This is a genomic window from Rhodococcus sp. 1168 (genome assembly GCF_002091955.1).
Taxonomy (GTDB): Bacteria; Actinomycetota; Actinomycetes; order Mycobacteriales; family Mycobacteriaceae; genus Rhodococcoides.
On record NZ_MKKY01000079.1, the window covers coordinates 59,934 to 86,132 of the forward strand.

Sequence of the window (26,199 nt, forward strand, 5' to 3'; positions counted from 1 at the left end):
ACCTTCATCACCCGATTCGAATGGGTTGCGGCTGTGCGCGGCGCTTGCTTCAGCGGCGCGCGCAGCCGTAGTACTCGTGGCAGTCTCGATCATCGTCTTCGCCGTCATCGCTCTTCTTCCCGGTGACGCCGTCTCACTGCGCGCGGCGGGGCGCATAACGCCCGAACAACTGTCTACGACGCGTTCCGCGTCCGGTCTCGACGATCCACTCACTGCTCGCTATTTCGCATGGCTGAGAAGGATAGCCACTGGTGATCTCGGCACGTCGACAAGCACGGGCCGGAGCGTGGCGTCCATGCTCGGCAACCGGTTGGCGGTGTCCGCGAGCATCGTGTTCGTCGCTCTCGTCATTGTCATCCCGCTGATGGGAGTTCTTGCGGTGCTCACTTCGCACGGTGCGGGGCGTCGATCGGCCGGAGTGGCCGCGATGACGGCCGTTGCGGCACTTCCACAGATCGTGGTTGCGGCTCTCGGTGCCGCGATCCTGTCCGGGTGGGCGGGACTCGTCCCACCCGTCTCCCTTCTGCCCCGTGATGAGTCACCGCTGGCTCATCTGGATTTGTTGCTGTTACCGGCGCTGACCCTGGCCCTACCCGCGAGCGCGTATGGAGCGCTGATGCTGCGTGGGCCGCTGGTCGACGCCGCGGCGACGGCATACATCGTCGATGCTCGGATGCGTGGCGTTGGCCGCATGCGGTTGGCCGGGTCCTACCTTTTTCCTGTCGTCGTGGCTCCGGCCGTTCGCGTGTTGTCGTTCATTCTCGCCGGCCTCGTTGGTGGAACTGCATTGGTGGAGAAGATTTTCGGCCTGTCCGGTCTCGGTGAACTGTTCGTGACCTCGATCGCGACACGCGATGTGCCAGTCGTACAGGCAATCTCGATGCTCGCTGCAACCGTGGCAGTGGTCGGTATGACCGTCGCCGACGTCGTCGCCGCTCGCACCACCAAAAGGGATGCCACATGATCGGGAGCTCTCGGTGGTTGCTGCGGCGGCTCGCCATGCTGGTGCTGGCTGCGGTACTCGTCTTCGCATTGTTCGGCCGCTATCTCACCGATCTCGACCCGCTGGAGACAGTGGCCAGTCCTTGGACGTCGCCGAACGGCGACCACCCTCTCGGAACAGACGCGCTCGGACGCGACGTACTGTCGCGAATCTACTGGGGCGGAGCGACTTTGACTGCTATCGCTCTCGTCGCCGCTGCGGTCGCGACGTCGGTCGGCGTTGCGGCCGGCCTCTGGGCCGGGTGGTCGGGCCGTCGAATCGGCCTCGGCGTCAGCACCGGGGCGGACTTGCTTCTGGCAGTCCCTGCCGTTCTCGTCGGACTGATCCTGGCCGTGACACTTCCGATGCCCGTCGCGGTCACGGCTGCGACCGTCGTGGCGGGTGCTCCGCTCACCGCACGTGTCGTTGCCGACGTGTCCGCCGATGCCCGCCATGCGACGTACATCGACGTTGCGCGCATGCGCGGTGATTCTCTGACGTCCATTCTCGTGCACGAAATCTTGCCGTCACACACGGCAGTGATCACGGCCGACTACGGACTGCGGGTCATCGTCGCCCTGCAACTAGTGTCCACTATCAACGCGCTCGGCTTGGGAACGTCACCACCGCAGGCAGATTGGGCTTCGATGATCCTCGAGAACTATTCCGGCATTTCACTGAACGCTGCGGCGACCGTCGCGCCAGCGGTGGCACTCGCGGTACTTGCAACGATGATCGCAGTCGCCTCGACGGCGCTGAGCGCTAGGCGGGACCCGGTATGAACACGATGCCCTGCGCCCTTACCGTCCGGGGATTGACGGTCACCGACACACGCGGACAGTCCCCGCTGCGCGGATTCGACTTCGACGCCGCAGCCGGAGAGGTCGTCGCACTCGTCGGCCCTTCCGGCTCGGGCAAGACCACTGCGATCTCCGCTTTCCTCGGGGCGCTCCCAGCGGGATTGGCCGTCACCGCCGGGTCGATCGACTGGTCCGGCACGGGCCCGCACGGGAGTAGGGCATGGCGGAGAAGGACAGTCGGTTACGCCGCTCAGGACCCGTCCTCTGCGCTACATCCCGGCTACTCTGCGTGGCGCTCGGTCGCCGAGGCGGCACGCATGCGCGGTTGTTCGCGGGATGCCGCAGCCGCATCTGCACGCGCCATTCTGATCGAACTAGGGCTTACCGCTGACCAGATCGACTCGCCCCCACATCGGCTTTCGGGTGGCCAGGCCCAGCGCGTTGCGGTGGCCCGCGCATTGGTGGCCTCACCGGAGTTGGTGGTCCTCGACGAACCCACCTCCGGTCTCGACGATATCTCCCTTGAACCGGTACTGGCAGCTATCACCGCCCGGCGGCACTCCAACGGCGTGACGGTCGTCATCACCCATGACCGGCGCATGAGTGAGGTCTGCGATCGAATGCTGCGAACCGCACCAGCTGCCTTACACCGGCACACGTGCGCGAACGGCACCGCGCGAGCAGGCAGGACTGCACTCGAACTGACCGGCTTCGGAATCAGTACGCACCAGGGACGTGTGCTCTTGGCTCGAGCGGCCCTCACCATCGGCACCGGCGAGCTCGTTGTTCTGCGCGGCCCGTCCGGGTGCGGCAAGACCACATTGCTGCGCGCGATATGCGGACTGCACACTTTCGACGGCACGATGCAGCTCGACGGTCGTGCTGTGGCCAGCCGGGTCGGTAACCGATCAGCGGACACCCGCGCCGCCATCGCACTGGTCGGTCAGAACCCGAGAGATGCGCTCAACCCCACCCACACCATCGAACGCATCCTCCGGCGGCAGATCACACGTCTACGTCCACAGGCGGACGCGCACGCCGAGGCAGAACACCTTCTTGGCCGCGTCGCTGTGCCCGCGGCCGCTTTGCGTCGCCGACCGCACGAACTATCCGGTGGTCAGCGCCAACGTGTGTCCATCGCCCGTGCACTTGCGGGTCGCCCGCGACTCCTCGTTGCCGACGAAATGACCACATCGCTCGACCACAACACGGCAACCCTGATCAGCGACCTGCTCGACGAGCTCAGAGAATCCAACATCGACACCGACGGCGGGATGGCGGTCCTGGCCGCAACTCACGACGAACACTTGATCAGCCGCGCTGATCGCGTCGTCGAGCTGAACAGCCGATCCATCAACGAAGTTCGACAGGACACGAGGAGAACACAACGATGACCGACACCCGATTGCCCAATCACACCGACCTCACCGCGGCCGCCGCTACTCTTTCCGCGCACCCCTGGGTCGCCCGTGTCGACACAGACGACATTCACGGCGACGGCGAACACGGCCTTCGAATCGTCGTCACCGACGAGTCCGTGGCAACGACGAGAGCTGCGGGCTCGGCGATTGTCGGCGGGCTCACCAACGAACATCTGACGCACTGGACGGAAGTCTACGACTGGACCTACAGCACTGCGCAGCAACATGATTCGGACGATGATTTGGCGGGCTGGCGTGCCACCGACACAGGCGAGCCACTCCCAGCCGAGCACATGATCGAATGGGTCGAGCGGACAGTTGATCTCGTTCTCGCGCAGCATCCGCGGAACATACTCGAGCTCGGGTGTGGAACCGGATTGCTGATGCGCAGGCTCGCCCCGCACGTCGAGCGATACGTCGGTACCGATGTGGCGGGCGATGTGGTGGAAAGGCTCTCGGCACAGGGCATTGCCGGGACCAGCTTCGTGAAAGCCGGCGCACACGAACTGCGCGGACAACTCGTCCAGGACGCCGTCGCAGCCACCGGCGCCGTCCCGGACTGCATACTGCTGAACTCCGTCACGCAGTGCTTTCCCGACACACGGTATCTCGCAGCCGTCGTACTCGACGCGATCGACTACGTTGCATCCGGCGGCACGGTTATCGTCGGTGACATCCGCCACTCGGGCCAGCTACTCGACTTTGCCCGCTGGGCCGAGACGGCCAAGAATCCCGACGGTGACCCCGGAACTCTCGACAACCGGGTCGCGCACCGTGCGGCTACGGACAGTGAACTGTCGGTGGACCCTTCGACGCTGGCGTCCATCGCATCCGCATCGGGCCGCGAGGTCTCGGTGCTCACGTACGCGAAGACGTTGCAAGACGATTCCGAACTCACCCGGTACCGGTTCGACGCCGTGTTCACCGTCGACGCACCCGCAGAAGGCGGACCCCATGCCGTGACGTCATGGCAAAGCCTCGATCGCAACGGAACCGGGCTGACGGAGCTGCGAGACCATGTCGAATCCGGACCCACTCTTGTTGCCGGGATCCCTCGCTCCGTCACCGCCGCGGCACTGCGCTCGGCCCTGACCGGGACGGATGCCGTGGTGTTGATCGACCCGACCGATACCGCCGTGTTCCGGGTGGCCTCGCCCCCTGCCGTCGGCGCGATCATCCCCGCCGATCCACCAGCGACCGGTGTTCCTCACGAACCGCTCGGCGCGTTCGCACGCAGCCGGATGCTCGACGTCGCGCGCACGGTGCTGCGTCGAGCCGGAACAACCCGTCCGGCTGGCATGCGCGTCGAACTTCCCTCAGGTCGCGGCCTCGACATCGTGGCGGCGACTCGTCGACGACGCGAGATCGACCGTGCAGGACGATGCGCGGTATCCGGCACACCGGAACCCATCATCGATGCGGCACTGGCACGCGTGCCGGGCGCAATCGAACGGCTCGACGCCATCGCGCTCAGTGCCCTGACAGGTTTCCTGCACTCTGACGCCGGTGTCTGCTCGGGTGTGCCCGTGCTCGTCGACGAGGTGGCATCGACACTTCGTGTTGCCGATCGGCACCGATGGATACTGCGTCGCTGGATCGAGGTTTTGTGCGAGCAAGGACACGGATCGATGCGCGGTGCCGACATATTCGTCCTGGGCGATTCTCGAACGGCGTCGAACGATGCGGACGACCGAGAGCTCGCGCGCGCCTGCCGTTCCCTGGGATATCCGTCTGCAATGGCCGAGTTCTACTCGACAGCGTTGTCCTCGCTCGGCCCGCTTCTACGCGATGAAATGTCGGCGCAGGCGATGATGTTTCCGGACGGTGACATGACCACCTCGCTCAGCAAGGACGAAAACAACATCAGCAACCGGTACCTGCACGGGGCCGCCGCCGAGGTCATCGCCGAGGCGGCTCGGACCCGCCCTGGGCCCCTTCGCATTCTGGAGCTGGGTGGTGGCGCTGGCGGTGGAACACAGGCGGCGCTCGCTGCACTCGGCGACCGGGATATCGACTACCTCTTCACCGATATCTCGCGATTCTTCACCACCTCGGCCGCTGACCGCTTCGGTGATCGACCTGGGTTTCGAACGGCCATCGCCGACATCGATGTCCAACTGACTTCTCAGGGTCTCGAGGCGCGCTCGTTCGACGTGGTGGTGGCAGCCAATGTTCTCCATTGTGCAAAGGACGCGGCGGCATCCGTTGCAGCCCTGAGTGACATGCTTGCGCCGTCGGGGATCGCGGTCGTGATCGAGGCCGTCCGGGAACACTACCTGGTACTGCTTACGATGCAGTTTCTTCTCTCGCCGCGAAACGGCGCACTTCATCCGGGTAAGCTCGACCGGCGCTGTGGGAGCGTCTTCCTCTCCGGTGCCGACATCCAGCACTACCTGTCCGTCAACCGTATTCGTCTGTCCCTCGACCTCCCAGAGGAAGGGACACCGCTGGCAGCCCCGTCGCAGCGCCTGTACGTCGGGCAGACGCTGTGACAGAGGCGGACGTCAGCTCGCGAATGCCTCGCTGAACAGATCCTGCTCCAACCACACTGCGGCGCGGACACCGTCCGCGGCCGCCGAGGCCACCAAGGTCACTGGCTCGGGCACCGCGGCAAGGTGCGCTGCGTCGCCACCGGCGGACACTCCCGGAACGGTAGTCTTTCCGAATTCGTCGACCCGCACGCAACCGTCGTCGAAGTGCTCGCACCCCAGCGTACGGGTGAGTGTGGTGTTGGGAGTTGTCGGCGCACGGTGATAGAGGGCTTGCCGTTCGAGAACGGAGCCGTCGGCGAAATGCACCGTCAGGGAGCCGAGTTCGCCTTCGATATGGGTAACCGGAGTCTCCACTACCTGTGCGCCTACCTTGTCCAGCATCGCGCGCAACGGATCCGGAATGGTCGACGGGCCGTCGGTGCATACCACTACATCGTCGGAGAACCGGTCTGCGACGTAGGCTGCGAGCACAGCATTCGAACCGTTCGCCAGGACACCAAGCGTCAGTCCGTCAGTTTCGAATCCGTGGCAGAAGGGACAGTGAAACACCCCCGACCCCCACAGTTCAGCCAAGCCGGGGATCTCCCACGGAACATCGGTGACGCCGGTGGCGAAGAACAGCTTGTGAGCCTGCAGCGGTGCCCCGTCGCCGATCGTCACCTCGAATGCACCGTCGACTCCGCCGACCGCGCTGACCTGACCGGCCACCCGCTCGACCGTCGGGTAAGCGTCGATCTCGGCGCGCCCGTCGGCGAGGAGCTGAGCCGGTACGCCGCCGTCGCGGCCGAGGTACATGTGCATTTCGGCCGCGGGTGCGTTGCGTGGCTTCCCACCGTCGATCACCAGGACCGACCTTTTCTGGCGCCCGAGCACCAGCGCTGCGCTGAGCCCGCTTGCACCTGCGCCCACGATGACAACGTCGTACATGGCAAGCATCTCCGATCGACGGCCAATTGACCGCTATTGTTGCAAGTGATTATCATTGTCAATGATAGCCGACGCCTGGCTGGTCGGATGGGACAACCTGAAGGACCCACGTGTTCGCGTATACAGACCCGTACATTCGATCTGCCGACCATCTCGATCTCCTCAGCGCAGGGCCATGGCAATCCATGGCCCCTATCGTCAGTGAGGCCTTGACCGGGATCCGCGATGGTGTTCGAGAGATCGTGGAACTCGGGGCTGGTACCGGTCTCGGAATCCGTGTCATCTGCGATGCGGTACCGAACGCACGGATCGTGGCGATTGAGCCGTCGAGTCCCCTCCGCGCTGTTTTGTTACATCGCATCGCATCCGATACCGACATGCGTTCCAGGGTGACGGTCGAGAACCAGCCGTTCCCGGCGGCGCGACTCCCCGAATCGTTCGATGCCCTTGTCATGATCAATACTCTCGGCCATCTCGACCGCTCTGCGCGAGAGAAACTTTGGCAGGTGATTGCCACAGGGCTGCGGACCGGGGGCTGCGCGGTAATCAACCTCCAACAGCCGACCACATCGACTGCCGTCCCGGAGTTCGAGATGGCACGCGAACAGGTCGGCAATCGCACGTACCACGGCTCTGCGTGGGCGGAGCGCATCGATGACACAACCATGAAGTGGCACATGACCTACCGAACGAGTGAGGGTAGCAACGAGATCGACGCGACGGACGTCGAGTACCTGTGGAACGTGATCGACTCCCGCACGCTGGAATACGAACTAGCACAACATAATTTGCGGGTCAGTGCTACAGGTGACGAGCGGGCCGGGGTGTTTGTCATCGAATCGAGCAACTAAGGGTTGCGGTCGCCAAACCTGGTATGGCTTCTTGCCCCTGTCATCAATGATCCGGGGGGGTGGTGTCGCCGGGTGTGGTGGCGTCGATGGACCGCTGACAGGGACAGGGCCGCTGATCGTGAGCAGGTCTCTTCATAACGTGGGTGTCGCCCGCAATCGTCCATGCCGTGGTCCCCGTTCTGCGGAAGCCTTGTGAGCACAGTCGTCACCGAAGCGCGCCCGCGCCGTCGATGACCATCGCCAGCCCCACTTCGAAGGAATCCGCGAACGAATACCCCGGTTGCATAACGTGCTCGCCGGCGAACTGTGCCATCCGTGGGAACTTCGTCAGATCCATCGCATCCCGAATCTCCGGTGCCGAACTCGGAAGGTCGATACTCGCGAGCATGCTCTCCTGCAACGCGAAACCATAGACGAACGCGTCGACCACCGCGTAAGTGTGCGCAGCGCCGGACAGCGAAAAGCCGTTCGACAGAAGCACATCGAGCACAGCTTCATGATTGGTCAACGTGGCCTCCCCCGGGCGCACCCGCGTCTCCATCAACGCAGTCGCCCACGAATGCCGACCGAGCGCCAGCCGAAGAGACCGCGACCTACTCGCCAACTCTTCCCTCCACGCCCCGTCCGCCACAGGCAGGTAGACCTCGCCGAAAACGTGATCGACGAGCGCGTCGAGAATATCTTCCTTGTTGGCGACGTGGTTGTAGATCGCCATGGGGCGAACCCCGAGCTCGTCGGCGAGAGCCCTCATCGTCAGCGCCGGTACGCCGTCACGATCCGCCAGCGTCACAGCGCAGGCCACGACGCGTTCTCGCGTCAGCGAATTTCGTGGAGCGCGTGCCTTTCCCATCGTTCCAGAGTAACGTACTTTGTACGTTACCAACTTCCCGGAGGTCGGCTGATGGATCAAGCACACACGATGCGCGCGATACTGCAGCCGCGCTACGGAACCAGCGCAACACTCGTCCTCGGCCAAACCGCGATCCCCACCCCCGGGCCCGGCCAAGTACTCGTGCACGTACGAGCGGCCGGCATCTCCCGCGGCACCGTCCACCTCCTCACCGGCCTCCCCCGAGTGATGCGCCCCTTCACCGGCCTCCGCGCCCCGCGCCGACGCATCCCCGGACTCGACGTCACCGGAGACATCGTCGCCATGGGTAAAGGTGTCACCGATCTCCATGTGGGACAACGGATATTCGGCATCGCGAAAGGCTCACTGGCCGAATACGCCATCGCCGACGCAAAATCCCTCGCACCCGCACCCGCCGGACTCGACGACAAGCACGTCGCCGTCCTCGCCGAATCCGGGCTCACCGCACTCCAAGCACTCGACGCCGGCCGCGTCGAACAAGGCACGCGCCTACTGATCATCGGAGCCTCCGGCGGGGTCGGCAGCTACGCCGTCGCGATCACCGCCGCCAAGGGCGCCGAGGTCACCGCAGTATGCAGCGGAGCGAAGGCCGAAGCCGTAACCAGTTGGGGCGCGCAGCACATCATCGACTACCAACGCGAGGACTACACCAAGACCCAACACAAGTACGACGCCATCCTCGACATCGCCGGCGGCACGCCGCTCCCGCAGCTCCGCCGAATACTCGCCGACGACGGAACAGCCGCCTTCGTTGGAAACGAAACCGGCGGACCCTGGACCGGAGGCTTCGAGAAGTCCCTCTTCAACGCTGTGCGGATGATCCCAGAGCGGCAGCGCTACGCAGTGGTGACAGCGCGCACCCGGAGCGAGGAGCTGGAGCGCCTCGCCTACATCATCGAACGCCACAACATCATCCCCCACGTACACCGCACCTACCCGCTCGATTCCGTGCCCGCAGCCCTGGACGAACTGCAATCAGGAGATGCCTGCGGGAAGATCGCCATCACCATCTGAAACCGCGGGTCAGGGACGAGACAGACCTGCGAGGACCGCGTCGGGCAACTCCCGGAACCCATCGAATCCGACGGCACGATGACACCCGTCGAGCTCGAACGACACCCGAGTTCCACCCGAGCCATCAGGCCGCAACAGAACGGTCGACGCCATTTGCGTCGCCTCCAGCGAACAGGGCTGTGCAACTGGCGCATCCGCGAACGATACCGCCAGCGCTGCACTGTCGGACCGATTCAACGCAAGTGTCGATCCCGGTACGACATAACTACCATCCAGCCCCGCCTGCACGGCGGGATGCCTGCACACTTGCAGAGCACCGACATCACTGATCGGCATCGCCAGCGCAGGCGGACGAATCCGGCCACCCTCGCGCTCACGTTCCACGGCCGCATCGACGTCCTCGGTAGTGGTGTTCTCGAACTCGCTACCCGATGCGCCACCACACCCCAGGGCATCGACGGCGACACCCGACGGGTGGACGGACCGCGACACCTCGTCCAGCATCCCGAGAGGCTCCAACGGATCATCCTGAAACCCACACGGCGCACTCGGCCACGCCGGGCGAAAAGCCTGTCCGCCATCATCAACGAGCCACACGCCCGCCGGAACCTCCACTGCAAAGACACAGTCGACCGAAATATTGTCCGCATACCGCGACGAACTAGCCGAGAACGCGTCCGCGACCGCACCCAAATCACCCTGCAGACGCACCGAATCCACCGACATCTCACCCGAGCTGCTGACCCCGCGCTCGCACCGCACCGCCGCGACCGGCTCGAAACCCGCAGGTGGATAACCTACTTCCGGCGCCGTGGACGCAATGGCCGAATCCCAGGGCCCCAAACCGGTCAAGGCCGTATAGATGTCCCGCGACAAGCAATCCGCGGACTCAACCACGGCGGCCGTCGGCGGCCGGAACGACACCGTGTCGATGCCGACCATCTGCAATCCATAATTGCACGAGCTACACACCACCGCCACGAGCGGCAGCCACACAGCTGAGCGACGCATGCCGTCGAGGCTACGCCCGGCTGGTTGCGAGTTCTTGTCGGTAGGGCGTTGTATCTTTTTCGTATGCACGAGTTGGGGGACTTTCGCAGCGCAGACGCACTCTCCGATCAGGAGATCGTGTCCGGCATCAGCGCCATCACCCACGCCGAAAACAACTTCGCTGCAAAGAAATACGCGCTCCTCGCCGAATTCTCCCGACGCGGACTCAACGTCACCCTCAAATACTCGACGCCGACGCGGTGGCTCGCGTCCGGAACCCGCGTCGCCGACGGAAACGCCGCCCGACAATTCGACACCGCCAACTGGCTCACCCACTGGCCCGCAGCATCGAAGGCCCTCGCGGACGGTGACATCCACGTCGCGCACGTCAGAGAAATCTACGACGGCTACACCCACATCCGCACCGCCGATCCGACGCTCGGCAGCACCCGAATCGCCGACATCGTCGACGACCTACTCGGCGTCGCATTCGACGCGACCGCAGCGAAGGTACAGAAGCGGGCCCACGAACTCGCCCACGCCGTCGCCCAGGACGCCCGCGCCCGCTACGACGAAGCCCAGCGCGAACGCCAACGACGCGAGTACGAACGCCGAAAGCAGGAAAAGCTCGGTGACACAGTCGAACCCGAAGACAAATACGAAGAGAAGGTGGGTGCCGACGGTGTGCCCGAGGGGCCGCCTCCGCTACCTGCATCGGAGAACCCAGCACTCAATAGGTTCGACCTCTACCTCCAATCCGACGGGCGCACCTCCCTGAGAGGGGACGTCGACAAGATCCTCGCCGAAAAGCTGCGGGCGGTCCTGTCACCGCTGTCGAAGCCGCAACCCAAGCCCGACGCCACCCCTGACACCCGGAGTCCATCGAAACGCCAGGCCGACGCGCTCTCCGCCCTACTCGACGCACACCTCACCGGAGACACCCCCGGGCACGGTGCATCGAGGCCGCAGGTGAACGTCACCGTCCACCTGCGGGACCTCCTCACCCCCGAAGCGCAAGCAAGAATGGGTGGGAATGCTGCGGCCGTTTCCGATGAGGCGGATACCGACAGAACGGGTTCCAACGGCCCCGGCGCCGACAGCCCAGGCGCCAATTCCTCCGGTCCCGACAGCCCAGGTTCCAATGCCCTAGGTCCCAACAGCCCAGGTTCCAACGGTCTAGGTGCCAATGCCCTAGGTCCCAACAGCCCAGGTTCCAACGGTCTAGGTGCCAATGCCTTGGGTCCGGACCGCCCAGGTACCGACTGCCCAGGCGCCAGTGCCTCCGGTCCCGACGACGCAGCAGCAGACCACGCAGGTTTCAACAGCGCAGCAGGGCCGACGGCCGACAGCCCTGACTGGCCTTTCCGCCTCGAGTGGACCGGACCCATCAGCAAAAACCTCGCCGAACTCCTGAGCTGCGACGCCGACCTGACCCCGATCATCATCGACCACAACGGGATTCCGCTAGCGATGGGCAGGAGAGTCCGCCTCGGCACAAGCCCCCAACGCACCGCCGTCATCCTCCGGGACCGCTGCTGCGTGATGTGCGGGCGCCCCGCCGACTGGTGCCTGCTCCACCACGTCGTCTTCTGGCGGAACGGCGGCCCCACCGACGTGAACAACCTCGCCCTCGTCTGCAGCGAATGCCACCGCGCCATCCACAACGACGGATGGGAAGTCGCATTCGGCGACGACGGCCACCCCGTCGTCATCCCGCCAGCCACCGTCGACCCACACCGAAAACCAAGACCCAGCTACCATCGAAGACGAAAACCGGCCATATAGAACAACATTGACCTCAGCGCTGGGTCTGCGCCGCCACCCAGCCACAATATATCGACGCCAGGAGATGCTGCGCCCCAACCCATTCAGAGCCAGAATAGGGAGAAGCACGAAAAACAAGACCATAGCTACCCGGGCAGCAACCGTCAGATCGAGCCGGCCTGCTCGATGACCAAGATCCGTGCCTCCCCGACCGGCACCGCCTTGTGCTCGTCACCGACTCCGGCCACGCACATCGTTCCAGGGACGAGCCTTTCGACGTGTTCGCCCGCCGAGTCCCGATAGTGCATGTCCACGACGCCGTCGACGACGACGAACACTTCGGTGCCATCGTTGACGTGCCAGACGTAAGCACTGTCGGTCCAATGCAGTCGGACAGTGGCGTTGTCTACGGACGCGAGCAGTTGCGCGCCCCAAGCTTGTTCTGCGGTGAAGTCCCCTGCCGTCACGAATCGCATCTATTCGTCCCTCCATATGTGTCGAAGTCGGTGACCGGACGCTACCGCCTCGCGCATGGCGCAGCTCACAGTCCCCTCAGTTGTACGCAACATAGTTGTGAACTACTATTTTCCGGGTGCAACGACATCGCGCCGCCTGCACAAACATGAGGAGACCTATGAGCACCACCGAAAAGCAGGCCAGTCCAGTGTTGATCCCGGCGCTCGCCATCACCGTGATGGTCGTCGCGCTGCTCCAAACAGTGGTCATCCCGGTACTGGCAGACATCGGCAAAGCATTGAACGCATCCTCCTCAGCGGTCGGCTGGACGGTGACCGCGAATCTGCTGGCCGCCGCGGTCCTGACCCCGATACTCGGACGGCTCGGTGATGTCCGCGGCCGACGCCCAGTACTCCTCGGCATCCTCCTAGTCGTCGCGGCGGGTTCGCTGCTCGCGGCGCTGACTACCTCGCTTCCGCTGCTGATCCTCGCTCGGATTCTGCAGGGCGCGTCGTTCGGCCTCTTCCCTCTCGCTATCGGGGTGCTGCGTGACGAATTACCCGCGCAGCGGCTCACCGGCGCGATGGCCGTGGTCAGCGGCACACTCGGCATCGGAGGCGGCATCGGGTTGGTGCTCACCGGGCTACTGACTCGCGACGGAGGCGACTACCACCGCATCTTCTGGCTCTCCCTCGCCGTCACCTTGGTGTCTTTGGTGCTGGCAGCGGTTACGGTCCCCAAGCACGGCCCAGCAGGCGGCGGCAAAATCGACTGGCTCGGCGGCGGAGTGCTCGGCGCCGGATTGGTGCTACTGCTGCTCCCGCTCTCGCAAGGCCATGAGTGGGGCTGGGCCTCGCCCGCCACCATCGGCTGCCTCGTCGCATCGGTGATCGTCTTCGCGCTCTGGATTGTCATCGAACGCCGGGTCGACGAGCCGCTCGTGCTGCCATCGCTCCTGGCCAACCGCCCGTTCATGATCACCAACGCCGCAGGACTCCTCATCGGCGTCGCGATGTTCGTCTCGTTCCTCGGCGTCTCCGGGTTCGTGCAGGCTCCGTCGGAGGTCGGTTACGGCTTCTCGGCCAGCGTCCTCGCCGCCAGCAGCGTCTACCTCCTGCCCGGCGCGTTGGCCGGGGTGGTCGTCGCGCCGATCGGCGGACGCCTCGTGCACCGTTTCGGTGGCCGTTTCACCTTGATCCTCGCCTCCCTGGTCGGCGCTGTCGGCTTCACGTTCATCGCCGTTCTCCACACCGCCAGCTGGCAGCTCATCCTCGGAGTGCTGTTCATCAACAGTGCAGTCAGCCTCGGCTACGCAGCGATGCCCGCGCTCATCGTCGACGAGGTCCGCCCCGACCAGACCGGCGTTGCGAACAGCGTCAACTCCATCGCCCGCTCGGTCGGCAGTTCGCTGGCCAGCGCGGTGGTCATTACCCTCCTCAGCAGTCAGCTGCTCCCCATCGGGCTGCCGAAGGAGTCCTCGTACGTCATCGCCTTCGTCATCGGCGCCGTCGGCCTCACCCTGAGCGCCGTCATCGTCGCCGTCGGCCTGCCTCGCCCGGGTTCACGCGTCGACACCCGGACCGCCCTGGAGATCGAACAGGAACGGGCGACTTCCCTCGCCGCGGAATGGTCGACGGTCAACGGACGTTGAAGGCAACATCAAGCCAACCAAGAACGGAAGTACAACCATGACCTCAGTACTGATCGTCGTCACCGGCTCGGACCACTGGACCCTCAACGACGGAACCCTCCATCCGACCGGATTCTGGGCTGAGGAACTGCTGAGCCCGCTGTCCGTATTCGAAGACGCCGGCATCCCCTTCGCCATTGCCACTCCCGGCGGAGTCCGCCCGACGGTCGACGAAACCAGCCTCGCCCCCGAATCGACCGGTGGCGCAGACGAATCCGCTCGCCAGCGTGCCGCACTGGATGCACTCGACGACCAGCTCGCAGCACCGCTGAAGCTCGAAGACGTCTCACCCGATGACTATGCAGCCATCTACATCCCGGGTGGGCACGGCCCGATGGAAGACCTCGCAGTCTCCCCGGTTCTGGGCAAGCTGCTCATCACGATGCTCGACACCGGAAAGATCATCGGCTCGGTCTGCCACGGCCCCGCTGCCCTGCTCTCCGCGACGAAGCCCGACGGCGAATGGGCATTCGCCGGGCGCGTGATGTCCGGGTTCACCAACGACGAAGAGCGCCAGGCCGGTTTGGCCGACAAGGCACCGTGGCTGCTCGAGGACCGACTCCGCGCCGCTGGCGCCGATCTGAAGGTCGGGCCCGCGTGGGGACCGTTCTCCGTCGTCGACGGCACCGTCGTCACCGGCCAGAACCCGCAGTCGAGCACCGAAGTTGCCGAGAAGATCGTCGCGCAACTCCAGAAGTAACGCACCGTGCAGGAACGGAGCCCGAAAGGGCTCCGTTCCTGTGTGCAACCATGGGTGAAGAACATCCTGGTGATCGCGGAAGATCTCGTCTCCGGTTCCCACGTCGGGTGAATCAGAACTGAAATACGATCCGGCCGACGGTCTTTCCCTCGCCGAGGCGTCCAATCCCGTCTGCGACGTCAGCAAAGGGCAGCCGCTCACTGATCATCGGTTTGATAGCACCAGAATCTGCAAGTCTGGTCAGCTCGGCATGACACTCGTGCATCGCTTGCTGGTTGTACTGCTTGTACAACCCCCAATGCAGCCCAATTATCGAGTAGTTTTTGATCAGAGCATGATTGAGCCCGGGGGTTTGGATAGTGCCGCCGGCGAACCCGATAATGAGGATACGTCCTTCGAACGCAATGCATTTCGTGGACTTCATGTACGACTCGCCCCCGACGGGGTCGTAGACGACGTCGGCACCGCGGCCGTCGGTGAACTCTTTGACGAGTGGGACGAAGTCCTCACTCCGTCGATCGATCACCAGATCCGCTCCAAGTTGGCGACAGTATTCCGCCTTGTCTCGACCGCCGACGACACCGATCACTTTGGCACCTGCCGCTTTTCCCAGCTGTACTGCGGTACTTCCCACGCCACCCGCAGCGGCGTGCACCAGTAGCGTCTCACCGGGCTGCAGTTGGGTGCGCCGATGCAGAGCGAACCAACTTGTCTGGTAGCCGATAGTCAACGCAGATGCTTCAGCATCGTCCAATGACGTGGGGGCGGCAAACGCATTCTCTTCGTCCAGTACGGACAACTCGGCAAAGCCACCGATAGGCAAGGTCGGGGTGCCGATCACTCGGTCACCGACTGCAAACCTGGTGACGCCGTCTCCGACCGCGACGACCCTGCCGCAGAGTTCGACACCGGGGGTGAAGGGCAACGTCGGCTTGACTTGGTATTCGCCTCGGCACAACAACACATCGGGAAAATTGGCCGGTGCAGCGAGTACTTGTACGAGAAGCTGCCCTGCTCCTGGCACTGGATCGGGCACCTCCTCGATAACGAGAACTTCTCGTGGCTCGCCGAGTTTGTTTATGCGCCATGCTTTCATGATGCTTCTCCTGGTTTCGTTTGTTCAGTTTGCTTGCAGGTCGGCACGGGAGGTATGACCGTGCCGAATAGTCGAGAGGGCGATCAGTCCGACGATCGCAAGGGCAATGACGAAGTACGCCGGGGATTGCACGTTGCCGGTGTATTCGACGAGCCAGACAGCAACGAATGGCGCTGTGCCACCGGCGATGATGACACCGAAGTTCCAGCCAAGAGCAACTCCGGTGTAGCGGGATTCCTTCTCGAAGAGTTGAGGAAGGACCGTGTATGCACCCACCTGCGCTGCAACGGTGTTCAGCATGATCACCACGTAGGCAAGGGTGGCGACGAGCAAACTGGATTGCATGATGCTCATCATCGGGTAGGTCAGCACGATGTATCCGACGAAGCCGATGGTCATCAGTCGCACCAACCCGATTTTGTCGCCGAGCATTCCCCCCAGCGGCATGCATACTGCCGAGATGCCGATGGCTATCGTCGCTACCCAGTACACCGGGGTGGCGTCGTATCCGAGCTGCTTTGCCAGATGGATGGTCATGTACGTCAGACCGATGTACGCAGTGCCGTTGACTGCGGCACTGATGGCCACCGCTTGGGCGAGCGCCCTCGGCTGACGTCGGAAGATCGCACCGGCCGGTGAATGGATAGCCTTGTCGGTTTCGGCAGAATCGTACGTTTCTTCTACTCGCGTGCGCGCCCAGAGGCAGAACAGCGTGAGTGGAAGTGCCAGCAGGAACGGGATCCTCCATCCCCACGATTCCATCTGACTATCGCTCGTCAGGGCAGAAACAACGCCTGCCACTGCGGCGGCCAGGGCGAAACCACCTGTCGCACCCAGCGGTGTGAAAGAGCCATAGGTGGCTTTTCGGTTCGCCGGCGCCGATTCGGCAATGAACGTCGCGGACCCGCCGACTTCTCCACCAGCGGAGAACCCCTGCACTACACGCACCACAACGAGAAGGACCGCGGCCCAGATTCCGATGAGGGACGGTGTGGGGAGTAGCCCCATCGCCGTGCTTCCCGCGCCCATGCAGATCAGTGTTGCCATCAGGGCTTTCTTGCGCCCGTATCGGTCTCCTATGTGACCGAACACCAGGCCTCCGAGGGGCCGGACGAGGTAGGCGGTACCGAAAACCGCCAGAGCAGACAGCAACGAGGTGACGGGTCGATCGCTCGGGAAGAATAGCGGCCCGATGATCACTGCCATGTAGCCGTAGAGGCTGAAGTCGTAGTACTCAATCAGCGTCCCCACGCCGCCTGCGATGGCTGCTCTGCGTGCTTTCGTCGCTTTTTCTGCCGACTGGACCACCGGTTGGATGGTCGTGGTTTGTTCTTCGAACATTTACAACTCCTCGAGCGGGCATGTGGGCAAGATCATCCAGAATGATGTGTTCCGAACGATCGTTTGTCAATCTTGCTGCGGACATTTCTTCGAAATAGTCATCTTTTGCTTGGCCTAGCCTCTACTGCCAATTTTTTGACAAACGAACGTTCGAGTGGCAATCTCGGTGGGTCAACAGTCCTGCGCACGCAGTCAAGGCAGAGAAAGGCGATCGAATGGACATCATCGAGACCCCCTGGGCGATCTACTACCCCAAGGGCGTAACAGCAGAATTGACAACACAGTTTCCGACGATGCTGGCAGCGTGGGACCACCAGGTCCACACCCGATCGACCGATCCTGCCGTCCATTATCTGGATGTGACACTGACGTTCGCGGACCTGGACGACGCCGCGAATGCTCTCGCTTCGGCTCTGCTCGAAAACGGGCTCCGTCGCGGCGACTGTGCGGCGATCTACCTACAGAACGATCCTCAATGGCTTGTCTCGATGCTGGCCATATGGAAGATCGGGGCGATCCCTACCGCGGTGAACCCGATGCTACTGAGCAAGGAGTTGGCACATCACCTGGCCGATTCCGAGGCAAAGGTCCTCCTTTGCATGGAAAGCCTGTACGCCGACGTAGTGGCGGAGGTTCGAGATGAACTGCAACTGCACACGGTGATCACCACGCACCCCCTCGACATGACCCCTGATGCCGTTCTCTCACCGAAGATGTCCACCGTTATCGGTCGACAGCAGGGCTTCGCGGAGACGCTCGACTGGACATCTCTGATGAACACCTACCGGGGACAGCGACCACCACCGTTGAACACTCGTGGTGACGATATCGGGATGCTGACGTACACCTCCGGAACGACGGGCCCGTCCAAAGGTGCGATGAACCTGCACAGCGCCATGGTGCACAGTTCGACAGTATTCAGTCAGTGGTGGGATTTGCATCCGCAACGCGACGTGATCGTCGGCATCGCACCCGTATTCCACATCACCGGACTGATCGCCGGATTCGGTGCACACATCGTCAGTGGCGTACCCCTCGTACTTCTGCACAGGTTCGACGCAGAGGAAACGCTTCGCGCGATCGAAAGGTGGCAAGGCACATTCATGATCGCAGCGAGTACTGCGTTCATTGCGTTGAGCACCAATCCCGCTCTCGCGAGCACAGACATTTCTTCCTTGACGAAGACACCCTCCGGGGGTGCATCCGTCAGCCAGGCACTCCTCGACCGTGTTCGAGCTTCGACCGGGTGGGTTCTTCGCGGTGCATACGGCATGACAGAAACGACGTCACCTACACATCTTGGACCACCCGATGTCGACGCCCCGACAGACCCCGATACCGGCACATTGTCAGTCGGCGTTCCAGTTCCAGGCGCCCGCGTGCGGATCGTAGACCTCGAAGACGGCCACGACCTGGGCCCTGGTGAGATCGGTGAGATCGTCGTCTCCGGTCCGATGGTCGTACCGGGTTACTGGCAGCTTCCCGAGGAGTCTGCCCACGCGATCAGGGACGGTTGGCTACATACCGGCGACATCGGTAAGACAACCGACGACGGGTGGCTCTTCGTCGTCGACAGGCTCAAGGACATGATCAACGCAGGCGGCTACAAGATCTTCCCGAGGGATGTCGAGGACGTCCTGTACCAGCACCCTGCGGTGAGGGAGGCGTCGGTGCGCGGAATTCCCGACGAATACCGAGGTGAGACCGTGCTGGCTACCATCTCCCTCCTACCAGGAACCAAAGCCTCACCCGAGGAGATCATCGAGTTCTGCCGCGGCCGAATGGCTGCATACAAGTACCCTCGCTCTGTGATAATTCTCGAAGAACTTCCGAAAACTGCAAGCGGAAAAATTCTGCGAAGAGAGCCGCGCCATGCCTAGGCCGGCCTCGAGCACCGAATCCGACGAAAGGGACGCAGCGAGCCCTCCCCCTCGCCGCTACCCAACTCGTCCCGACACAACCACGAGCCGGGACGCCATCATCGCGGCGGCCACGAAGAACTTCCAAAACCGCGGCTATCATGGCACTTCGATACGAGATATTGCCCGGGACGCGGACATGACTGCAGCGTCGATCTATCACCACTTTCCATCGAAACAGCACATCCTCCAGTACCTCATGGAGAGTGCACTGAAAACCGTTATCGCTCAGACCCAATCGGCGCTGATAAACGCCGGGCAATCCCCGGTGGAGCAACTCGAGGCGGTGGTGCGCGCGTGGGTCCAGTTCCACGCTTGCAACACCGCTGAAGCACTGATCAGTTCGACCGAGATCCGCAGCCTCGACGCGGTCGGCCATAGATTGGTGATATCGCTCAGAGATCAACAACAGCAGCTGTTTCGCGACATCATTCACCGCGGAGTCACCGATGGAGTCTTCACCACGGTGTATCCGGTCGAAGCCTCGCGAGCAATCATCAACATGGGCGTCGCCATCTCGTCTTGGTATCGACCGAACGGCAGTTTGACCCCCGATGACATTGCTGAGCGCTATGTCTCCATCGCGTTGGGTGCGGTCGGTGTTCGCGCAGAGGTCTAGAGCAGCCGACCGACGGTGGCGAGGCTCGGCAACACGTGCGTGAGCGGCGACTTCCTGAGCACGTCCTCGCCGAACGAACCACTGAGCACGCCGACGACGATGCCGGCGCCCGCATTGTGCCCGGCGAGAACATCATTGGGCGTGTCCCCAGCCACCAGGACGCGTCGAACATCGGTGACTCCGGTTGCCTCCATGCTGCGGAAGATCAGGTACGGCGCGGGCCGGCTCGCCGCAACGAGGTCCGAGGTGACGAGCGCGTCGACCGTGTCGCCCTCCCCTGGCCCGACGGTCCAGCCCATTCCGGTCAGGATGGCGTCGGCGATGTCTGCGGAATACCCGGTCTGCAGTGCAACTTTCACGCCCTGCCCGCGCAATGCACGCAGCGCCTCCGGCACGCCTGCCACCGGTTTCGGCGGAGCCTGCCGGTAAGCGGCGATGAGGCGAACGCGAAAGTCCTCGAACACTTCGTCGACGAACTTCGGATCGGTGGACGCGCCCAGCCCGTCGAGTAGACCGGCGATCGCTTCGAGTTTGCTGGTCCCCTTCCACTTGGCCAGCAGTTCGGCCGGTAGCGGGCAGTCGGCTGCATCGGCGACGGCCCGCGAGAGCACCTCGTACACGAGGCCTCCCTCGTCCACGGTGGTACCGGCCATATCGAGGCTGGCGAGGTCGAACGAGCGAGTGGTGGTCACGAAATCTCCTTGACGATGCGCAGGTCGTGCGCGGATCGGGTGTTGTCGATGGTGAAGGCGACCCGGTCGGGTCGGTACCGGTCGTCGGCGTATTCGAGCGGTGTACCGGAAAGGTCTACTGCCCTGCGTCTTTCGCGTAGCAGGGGCGCCCCTGGGTCGATGTCGAGGTGCGCGGCGTCGACGTCGGTGGCGGCGACGGCATCGATGGTGTGCCGGCCTTCGTGCAGGTCGACGCCTTGCCTAATCAGGTATGCGTAAATGGAACCGGAGTCGGGGTCGAAGTCGAACAGGGTGCGTCCGACCGATTCGACGAAGCTGGATCGCTCGAGCATCGCGGGCATGCCGTCGAGCATCCGGAGCCTGAGCACGTCGACGACGGCGGTGCCTGCCTCCAGGCCGAGTGCTGCTGCGGCCAGCGGAGTCGCTGCGCGGCGAGCTATCTCCAGGGTGCGTTGACCCGGTTTGCGGCCGATCGCCTCCGCCCACGCGGTGAACGACATGAACGTCTCGAAGGATTGCCCGACGGCGGTGTCGCACACCACCGGTGGACGTCCACGGCCACCGGCGATCAACCCCTCGTTACGGAGCGCGGCCAACGCGGCCCGCACCGTCCCGCGTGAGGCCTCGAATCTCGTGCACAACGTTGCCTCCGAAGGCATGGGAGCACCGACGGGCAGGGTGCCCTCGACGATCTGTGTACGGAGAGCATCGGCGACGCGGGAATGCAGCGGAAGTGACACTGAGGCTGGCCTCCAACATGATTGAACAACTTTGTCTATGCGCAGTCTAGCCACTCGAACCTGACAGAAACAATGCTGCACAACGGATATGAACGCGTGGTGAACTTGTTCGAACAACTCGCACTGAACCGTTGACGGCCACTCTTCGAGCGGGAACTGTTGCCCAGGTGATGATCGACCGAACCCCCCACCACCGATACGACCTCGTCGTCGTCGGCGCCGGCATCGTCGGCCTGGCCCATGCCGTCGAGGCAGTCCTGCGCGGTATGTCCGTAGCTGTCGCCGAACGAGACGACCACGCCGTCGGCGCTTCCCTCCGAAACTTCGGACACATCTGCGCCACAGCACAATCCGGGCACGCCCTGACACTCGCGCTGTCCGCACGCGAACGTTGGCTGATGCTCGGACGCAAAGCCGGCTTCGAGGTACGTGAATGCGGCACCCTCGTTCTCGCCCGTGCACCGGACGAGCTGGCAGTACTCGAAGAGTTCGCCGCCGAACGCGGTTCCGAACAGGTGACGCTCGGCGTCCCTACCGGCCCCTTCAGCGGCATCGGCGCCGCGCACCTGCCCCTCGACCTCCGCGTCGATCCTCGCGAGGCAGTGCCGGCGATCGCAGCGTGGCTCGCCGCAGAAGGCGTCGAATTCTTCTGGAACACATACGTAACCGGCGTCGACGCGAACGCGGTCCACACCTCGCGCGGTGAGATCCACGGGCAGAACATCGTGCACGCCGTCGGTCACGACGTCGACCGACTCTTCCCTGACATCGCGGCCGAATGGAACGTCGAACGCTGCCGCCTCCAGATGCTCGAAGTCGCTCCACCCGGCAACGTCGTCATCGACGCGGCCGTACTCACCGGACTGTCGATGCTCCGCTACGACGGGCTTGCGGCCATGCCTTCCGCCGCGGCGGTACGCGCACGAGTGAAGGAAGATTCACCCGAATTGCTCGACACCGTCATGAATCTCATGCTCACTCAGCGTCCCGACGGTGCCATCGTCCTCGGTGACACCCACCATTACGCACGCACCCACACCCCGTTCGACGACGAACGCAACGCCGAGCTACTTCTACGCGAGGGCGCATCACTGTTCGGGGCGCCGCTGACCGTCCTGCGCCGGTGGCGTGGGGTCTACGCCTCCAGTGACCGCACCGACTTCCTCACCGCATCCCCCTCCTCGAACGTCCGGGTGGTGTCGGTGACCTCCGGAATCGGTATGACCACCGCACTCGGACTCGCTCCCACCGTCCTCGACTCGTTCTGACCTTCACCCTCCAGGAGAACCCATGTTCAAGCCCCGCCACGCCGCCCTCGTGATCGCCGCACTCACACTTACCCTCACCGCCTGTGGCGAAAGCTCCGACTCCGCCGCAAGCACTCCCACCTGCCCAAACGGGAAGATCCGCTTCGGTGTGGAGCCTTTCGAGGATCCCGCAAAACTGACCCCAGCGTTCCAGGTCGTCGGCGAAGCTCTTTCGGAGAAGCTGAACTGCCCGGTCGAGGTGACCGTGGTGGACAGCTACTCCGCCGAGGTCCTCGCCATGCGCAACGGGCAACTCGAGCTCGGTGTCTTCGGCCCGCTCGGTTACGTATTCGCGAGCCAGGAGGCCGACGCCCGCGCACTCGCCTCCTTCGGCACGGCCGACGGTCAGCTCTCCACCTACACGGCCGGGATCTGGGTGCCCAAGGACTCCGACATCAGCTCGATCGATGACCTTCGCGGACGCACTCTTGCCCTCTCCGAGCCCGGATCGACCTCGGGTGATGCACTGCCCCGGATGGCATTGCGCAAGAGCGGAATGCAGGACAACGACGTCAAGATCACCTATGCGGGCGGGCACCCCGAGGCACTGCTGGCATTGGCCAACGGCAAGGTCGACGCCGCCGAAATCAACTCCCAGCAGCTGGCGACCTCCACCGGGGAAGGCCAGTTCGACACTTCGAAGTTCCGGCAGGTGTGGACCTCGGACCCGATCCCCAACGACCCCATCACCGTCGCAGGCGGAACCAGTCCGGAATTCCAGAAAGCCGTCGCCGACACCCTGGTGGACCTGCCGCCCGACGTCGTCGCCGAGGCTGGAGCTCTGCTCGACGTCGACCCGGCCGGACAGCTCCTTCCCGTGGACAAGAGCACGTACCAGCCACTGTTCGACCTCGCCGAAGCCCTAGGCCTCACCTCCAAGGACGCGGAATGACCGCCGACGTGTTGTCCAAAACAACAAGGGGCGCAGTTGCTCTCGAGCGCGACGCCCCCGCGTTGTCGATCCGCGCGCTGCGAACTTCCTTCGGTGACCGTACCGTCCTGCACGGCGTCGACCTCGACGTTCACGCCGGGGAATTGGTGGGCATCCTCGGCGCCAACGGATCCGGCAAGTCGACGATGCTGCGATGCGTCGTAGGCCTGACGTCGGTGGACGGCGGCAGCATCGAGATCGGCGGCGAACCCGCACTGACTCATGGCCGTGCCCGCAAGGCGGCCATGGTGTTTCAGCAGATTCATCTCGTCGGGCGAAGGTCGGTCCTCGACAACGTCTGCGCGGGCGCGCTGGGGCGATTGTCGCTCCGCCGATCGTGGTCCACCCTCGCATTCCCGCGTGCCCTGCGGGAGGAGGCGATGGGATGCCTCGACCGCGTCGGGCTCGCCGACCGAGCACACGACCGCGCCGACCGACTCTCCGGCGGCCAACAACAACGCGTCGCCATTGCCCGCGCACTCTGCCAACGAGCACCCGTCCTCCTCGCCGACGAGCCCGTCTCGGCCCTCGACCCTGCCTCGGCCGAACAGGTCATGACGTTGCTGCAGTCCTTGGCCTCCGACTGCATCGCCGTCGCCGCGGTACTGCATCAACCAGATCTTGCGCGACGGCACTGCCATCGCATCGTCGGGCTCGATCAGGGCCGAATCTCCTTCTCCTGCACGGCCTACGACCTGGACGACGACACCGTCGCCGCGCTCTACAGCCCATCCGAGAGAGCCGACCGATGACCACTCTCGAAGTCCGACGCCTCGAGGTCCCCCCTCACCCGCGTCGCCGAATGGGCCTGATCGGGGGCGCAGCCCTCGTCCTCGGCTTGATCGCCGTACACATCTGGGCGGTGGAGGAAACCGATGTGTCCGCCACCGCCCTCATCAGCGGGTGGCAGGGCATCGCCTCGTTCCTCGGCTCTGCTTTCCCACCGGACTTTTCGTGGACGACCGTGGTGCAACCTGGTATCGAGGCATGCCTGGTCACGCTGGCGATCGGACTCGTCGGCACGACGTTCTCCATCCCGTTCTCGGTCCTGTTCGCTGTCCTCGGATCACGGTCGACGAACCGGAACCCCTTCGTATATCAGGCCGCTCGCGCCGTCATGTCGTTCCTGCGCGCGGTTCCCGACATCGTGTTCGCGCTCATCTTCGTCACCGCCGTCGGGCTCGGACCGTTCGCTGGTGTACTGGCGATCATCCTGCACAACACCGGAGTGATGGCCAAGCTGTGGTCCGAAGCGATGGAAGAGATCGACCAGGGACCCATCGACGCACTACGCGTCGCCGGAGCGTCGAGCACGCAGGTAGCGGCACATGTAGTCCTACCGACGGTCGTTCCGCAGTTCGTCGGGCTGTTGCTCTACCGGCTCGACGTCAACGTCCGGTCCTCGCTCGTTCTCGGACTGGTCGGCGCAGGCGGTATCGGATTCCTCATCAACCAGTCGATCTCACTGTTCCGCTTCGACGAAATGATGACCTACATCCTGATGGTTCTGGTACTCGTCGTCGCCGTCGACCTGCTCAGCGGTGCAGTGCGCAAGCGCCTCGGGGCATGACCGCCCTCGCGGCCGTGTGGTCGGGGACCTCGTTCTCCCTACAACAGGTGCCGTTCCCGGACTTGGCCGATGGTGAAGTCCTCGTCGAGATCGAACTGTCCACGGTGTGCGGAAGCGACCTGCACACCGTCGCCGGGCATCGGAGCACACCGGTCCCCACCGTCCTCGGGCACGAAAGCGTCGGGCGCGTGGTCAGCATCGGCGCGGACGCGACCGTCGCCGTCGGAGATCGAGTGGTGTGGACTGTCGGTACAGCCTGCGACACCTGCAGGAGATGCGTGCGCGGGGTACCGCAGAAATGCGTCGACCTCCGCAAGTACGGACACACCGCGATCAGCGACCGGTGGACTCTCAACGGCGGCTTCGCAACTCACATACACCTCCTGGCCGGGACGCGCGCCGTCGTCGTACCGGAAGATCTGCCCGCGACGCTCCTCGCCCCCGCGGGGTGCGCCACCGCCACCGTCGTCTGCGCGGCGCGTCGAATCGGCCTCTCCCCGGGTGACGCCGTGGCGGTCCTCGGCTGCGGCATGCTCGGGCTCACAGCAGTGGCCTACGCCCTCGACCGCGGGGCCGCATCGGTGGTGGCCTGCGATCCGGACCCGGCCCGTCGAGCAGCGGCCTCGGACATCGGGGCGAGCGCGGTGTGCGCGCCGGAGGAGCTGGCCGAGGTAGCCCGCGGAGCCGATGCGATCTTCGAACTGTCCGGGAGCTCGTCTTCCGTCGCCGCAGCACTCGACGTGGTGGACCTGGGTGGCCGGATCGCGTTGGTGGGATCGGTGTTCCCCAGTTCAGCGGTCGAATTCGATCCTGAACGTCTTGTGCGGAACCTCGTCACCATCGTTGGAAGCCACAACTACGCACCGGCCGACCTCGTCGAGGCGGTGAAGTTCTTGCAGCGCACACCGGCGGCGCAACTACTGGCTACGGCCGTCGGAATGCCTCATCCGCTCGAAGAGATCGACGCTGCCTTCGTCTCCGGACGGTCCGCTGTGCGGGGTGCCGTAGGCTAGCTCACAGACGGGG

Annotated in this window: 24 protein-coding genes; 16 read left to right on the forward strand and 8 right to left on the reverse strand. The window is 64.0% G+C overall.

What is annotated here, in order from left to right; translation table 11 throughout:
- The first annotated feature begins 25 nt into the window (after positions 1 to 25).
- From BJI47_RS17920 to BJI47_RS17935, 4 genes are read left to right on the forward strand one after another with little or no spacing between them, the layout of a single operon-like run.
- Positions 26 to 964 (forward strand): ABC transporter permease, encoded by a 939-nt coding sequence (locus tag BJI47_RS17920; RefSeq protein WP_088945012.1) that lies wholly within the window; start codon positions 26 to 28, stop codon positions 962 to 964.
- Positions 961 to 1,764, forward strand: a complete 804-nt coding sequence (locus BJI47_RS17925) for an ABC transporter permease (protein ID WP_088945013.1) — start codon at positions 961 to 963, stop codon at positions 1,762 to 1,764. The genes BJI47_RS17920 and BJI47_RS17925 overlap by 4 nt, the downstream gene beginning before the upstream one ends.
- Positions 1,765 to 1,796: 32 nt before the next feature.
- Positions 1,797 to 3,176 (forward strand): ATP-binding cassette domain-containing protein, encoded by a 1,380-nt coding sequence (locus BJI47_RS17930; RefSeq protein WP_176224947.1) that lies wholly within the window; start codon positions 1,797 to 1,799, stop codon positions 3,174 to 3,176.
- Positions 3,173 to 5,695, forward strand: coding sequence for a class I SAM-dependent methyltransferase (locus BJI47_RS17935; protein WP_088945015.1), 2,523 nt, complete (start codon positions 3,173 to 3,175; stop codon positions 5,693 to 5,695). Before BJI47_RS17930 ends, BJI47_RS17935 begins: the two co-directional genes overlap by 4 nt.
- Before the next feature lie 12 nt (positions 5,696 to 5,707).
- Here the strand turns inward: BJI47_RS17935 and BJI47_RS17940 are convergent, their stop codons facing one another.
- Entirely contained in the window at positions 5,708 to 6,622 is a 915-nt protein-coding gene (locus BJI47_RS17940; RefSeq protein ID WP_088945016.1) for an NAD(P)/FAD-dependent oxidoreductase, read from the reverse strand.
- 110 nt (positions 6,623 to 6,732) lie between these two features.
- On the opposite strand from BJI47_RS17940, the gene BJI47_RS17945 reads away from it, so the two are divergent.
- A complete protein-coding gene (locus BJI47_RS17945) occupies positions 6,733 to 7,473 on the forward strand; it encodes a trans-aconitate 2-methyltransferase (protein ID WP_088945017.1) in 741 nt (246 codons plus the stop codon).
- A 205-nt stretch (positions 7,474 to 7,678) separates the two neighbouring features.
- On the opposite strand, the gene BJI47_RS17950 is transcribed toward BJI47_RS17945, so the two are convergent.
- Positions 7,679 to 8,323, reverse strand: coding sequence for a TetR/AcrR family transcriptional regulator C-terminal domain-containing protein (locus tag BJI47_RS17950; RefSeq protein WP_088945018.1), 645 nt, complete (start codon positions 8,321 to 8,323; stop codon positions 7,679 to 7,681).
- Between the two features lie 51 nt (positions 8,324 to 8,374).
- Between BJI47_RS17950 and BJI47_RS17955 the strand changes: the two genes are divergently transcribed.
- Positions 8,375 to 9,358 (forward strand): NAD(P)-dependent alcohol dehydrogenase, encoded by a 984-nt coding sequence (locus tag BJI47_RS17955; RefSeq protein ID WP_088945019.1) that lies wholly within the window; start codon positions 8,375 to 8,377, stop codon positions 9,356 to 9,358.
- Between the two features lie 9 nt (positions 9,359 to 9,367).
- On the opposite strand, the gene BJI47_RS17960 is transcribed toward BJI47_RS17955, so the two are convergent.
- Positions 9,368 to 10,369, reverse strand: coding sequence for a hypothetical protein (locus tag BJI47_RS17960; protein WP_254900671.1), 1,002 nt, complete (start codon positions 10,367 to 10,369; stop codon positions 9,368 to 9,370).
- 63 nt (positions 10,370 to 10,432) lie between these two features.
- Between BJI47_RS17960 and BJI47_RS17965 the strand changes: the two genes are divergently transcribed.
- On the forward strand, positions 10,433 to 12,133 hold the full coding sequence (locus tag BJI47_RS17965) for an HNH endonuclease signature motif containing protein (RefSeq protein WP_088945020.1): 1,701 nt from the start codon (positions 10,433 to 10,435) through the stop codon (positions 12,131 to 12,133).
- Positions 12,134 to 12,276: 143 nt separating this feature from the next.
- Here BJI47_RS17965 and BJI47_RS17970 read toward each other — a convergent pair whose 3' ends face one another.
- Positions 12,277 to 12,588, reverse strand: coding sequence for a cupin (locus tag BJI47_RS17970; RefSeq protein ID WP_088945021.1), 312 nt, complete (start codon positions 12,586 to 12,588; stop codon positions 12,277 to 12,279).
- Positions 12,589 to 12,746: 158 nt separating this feature from the next.
- Here BJI47_RS17970 and BJI47_RS17975 point away from each other — a divergent pair, with 158 nt between their 5' ends.
- Complete coding sequence (locus BJI47_RS17975) at positions 12,747 to 14,219, forward strand: MFS transporter (protein WP_088945022.1); 1,473 nt, start codon at positions 12,747 to 12,749, stop codon at positions 14,217 to 14,219.
- Between the two features lie 37 nt (positions 14,220 to 14,256).
- A complete protein-coding gene (locus BJI47_RS17980; protein WP_088945023.1) occupies positions 14,257 to 14,958 on the forward strand; it encodes a type 1 glutamine amidotransferase domain-containing protein in 702 nt (233 codons plus the stop codon).
- 112 nt (positions 14,959 to 15,070) lie between these two features.
- Here the strand turns inward: BJI47_RS17980 and BJI47_RS17985 are convergent, their stop codons facing one another.
- A complete protein-coding gene (locus tag BJI47_RS17985; RefSeq protein WP_088945024.1) occupies positions 15,071 to 16,054 on the reverse strand; it encodes an NADPH:quinone oxidoreductase family protein in 984 nt (327 codons plus the stop codon).
- 24 nt (positions 16,055 to 16,078) lie between these two features.
- Positions 16,079 to 17,395, reverse strand: a complete 1,317-nt coding sequence (locus BJI47_RS17990; RefSeq protein WP_088945025.1) for an MFS transporter — start codon at positions 17,393 to 17,395, stop codon at positions 16,079 to 16,081.
- Positions 17,396 to 17,610: 215 nt separating this feature from the next.
- Here BJI47_RS17990 and BJI47_RS17995 point away from each other — a divergent pair, with 215 nt between their 5' ends.
- Positions 17,611 to 19,275 (forward strand): class I adenylate-forming enzyme family protein, encoded by a 1,665-nt coding sequence (locus BJI47_RS17995; RefSeq protein ID WP_088945026.1) that lies wholly within the window; start codon positions 17,611 to 17,613, stop codon positions 19,273 to 19,275.
- Between the two features lie 100 nt (positions 19,276 to 19,375).
- A complete protein-coding gene (locus BJI47_RS18000) occupies positions 19,376 to 19,933 on the forward strand; it encodes a TetR/AcrR family transcriptional regulator (RefSeq protein ID WP_254900686.1) in 558 nt (185 codons plus the stop codon).
- Here BJI47_RS18000 and BJI47_RS18005 read toward each other — a convergent pair.
- Both BJI47_RS18005 and BJI47_RS18010 read right to left on the reverse strand, forming a co-directional pair.
- The gene (locus BJI47_RS18005; RefSeq protein WP_254900672.1) at positions 19,930 to 20,625 is read right to left on the reverse strand and encodes a phosphonatase-like hydrolase; all 696 of its coding nucleotides are present in this window, start codon (positions 20,623 to 20,625) and stop codon (positions 19,930 to 19,932) included. The two genes, BJI47_RS18000 and BJI47_RS18005, sit on opposite strands and share 4 nt — an antisense overlap.
- Positions 20,622 to 21,365: a GntR family transcriptional regulator gene (locus BJI47_RS18010; protein WP_088945028.1), complete on the reverse strand. Its 744-nt coding sequence runs from the start codon at positions 21,363 to 21,365 to the stop codon at positions 20,622 to 20,624. Before BJI47_RS18010 ends, BJI47_RS18005 begins: the two co-directional genes overlap by 4 nt.
- A gap of 131 nt (positions 21,366 to 21,496) precedes the next feature.
- Between BJI47_RS18010 and BJI47_RS18015 the strand changes: the two genes are divergently transcribed.
- From BJI47_RS18015 to BJI47_RS18035, 5 genes are read left to right on the forward strand one after another with little or no spacing between them, the layout of a single operon-like run.
- Positions 21,497 to 22,633 (forward strand): TIGR03364 family FAD-dependent oxidoreductase, encoded by a 1,137-nt coding sequence (locus BJI47_RS18015; protein WP_217808559.1) that lies wholly within the window; start codon positions 21,497 to 21,499, stop codon positions 22,631 to 22,633.
- Positions 22,634 to 22,655: 22 nt separating this feature from the next.
- Positions 22,656 to 23,564 (forward strand): phosphate/phosphite/phosphonate ABC transporter substrate-binding protein, encoded by a 909-nt coding sequence (locus BJI47_RS18020; protein WP_088945030.1) that lies wholly within the window; start codon positions 22,656 to 22,658, stop codon positions 23,562 to 23,564.
- Complete coding sequence (locus BJI47_RS18025) at positions 23,561 to 24,355, forward strand: phosphonate ABC transporter ATP-binding protein (protein WP_088945031.1); 795 nt, start codon at positions 23,561 to 23,563, stop codon at positions 24,353 to 24,355. The genes BJI47_RS18020 and BJI47_RS18025 overlap by 4 nt, the downstream gene beginning before the upstream one ends.
- Positions 24,352 to 25,173: a phosphonate ABC transporter, permease protein PhnE gene (phnE, locus tag BJI47_RS18030; RefSeq protein WP_088945032.1), complete on the forward strand. Its 822-nt coding sequence runs from the start codon at positions 24,352 to 24,354 to the stop codon at positions 25,171 to 25,173. The genes BJI47_RS18025 and phnE overlap by 4 nt, the downstream gene beginning before the upstream one ends.
- Complete coding sequence (locus BJI47_RS18035) at positions 25,170 to 26,186, forward strand: zinc-binding dehydrogenase (RefSeq protein WP_088945033.1); 1,017 nt, start codon at positions 25,170 to 25,172, stop codon at positions 26,184 to 26,186. Before phnE ends, BJI47_RS18035 begins: the two co-directional genes overlap by 4 nt.
- The last annotated feature ends 13 nt before the right edge of the window (positions 26,187 to 26,199 follow it).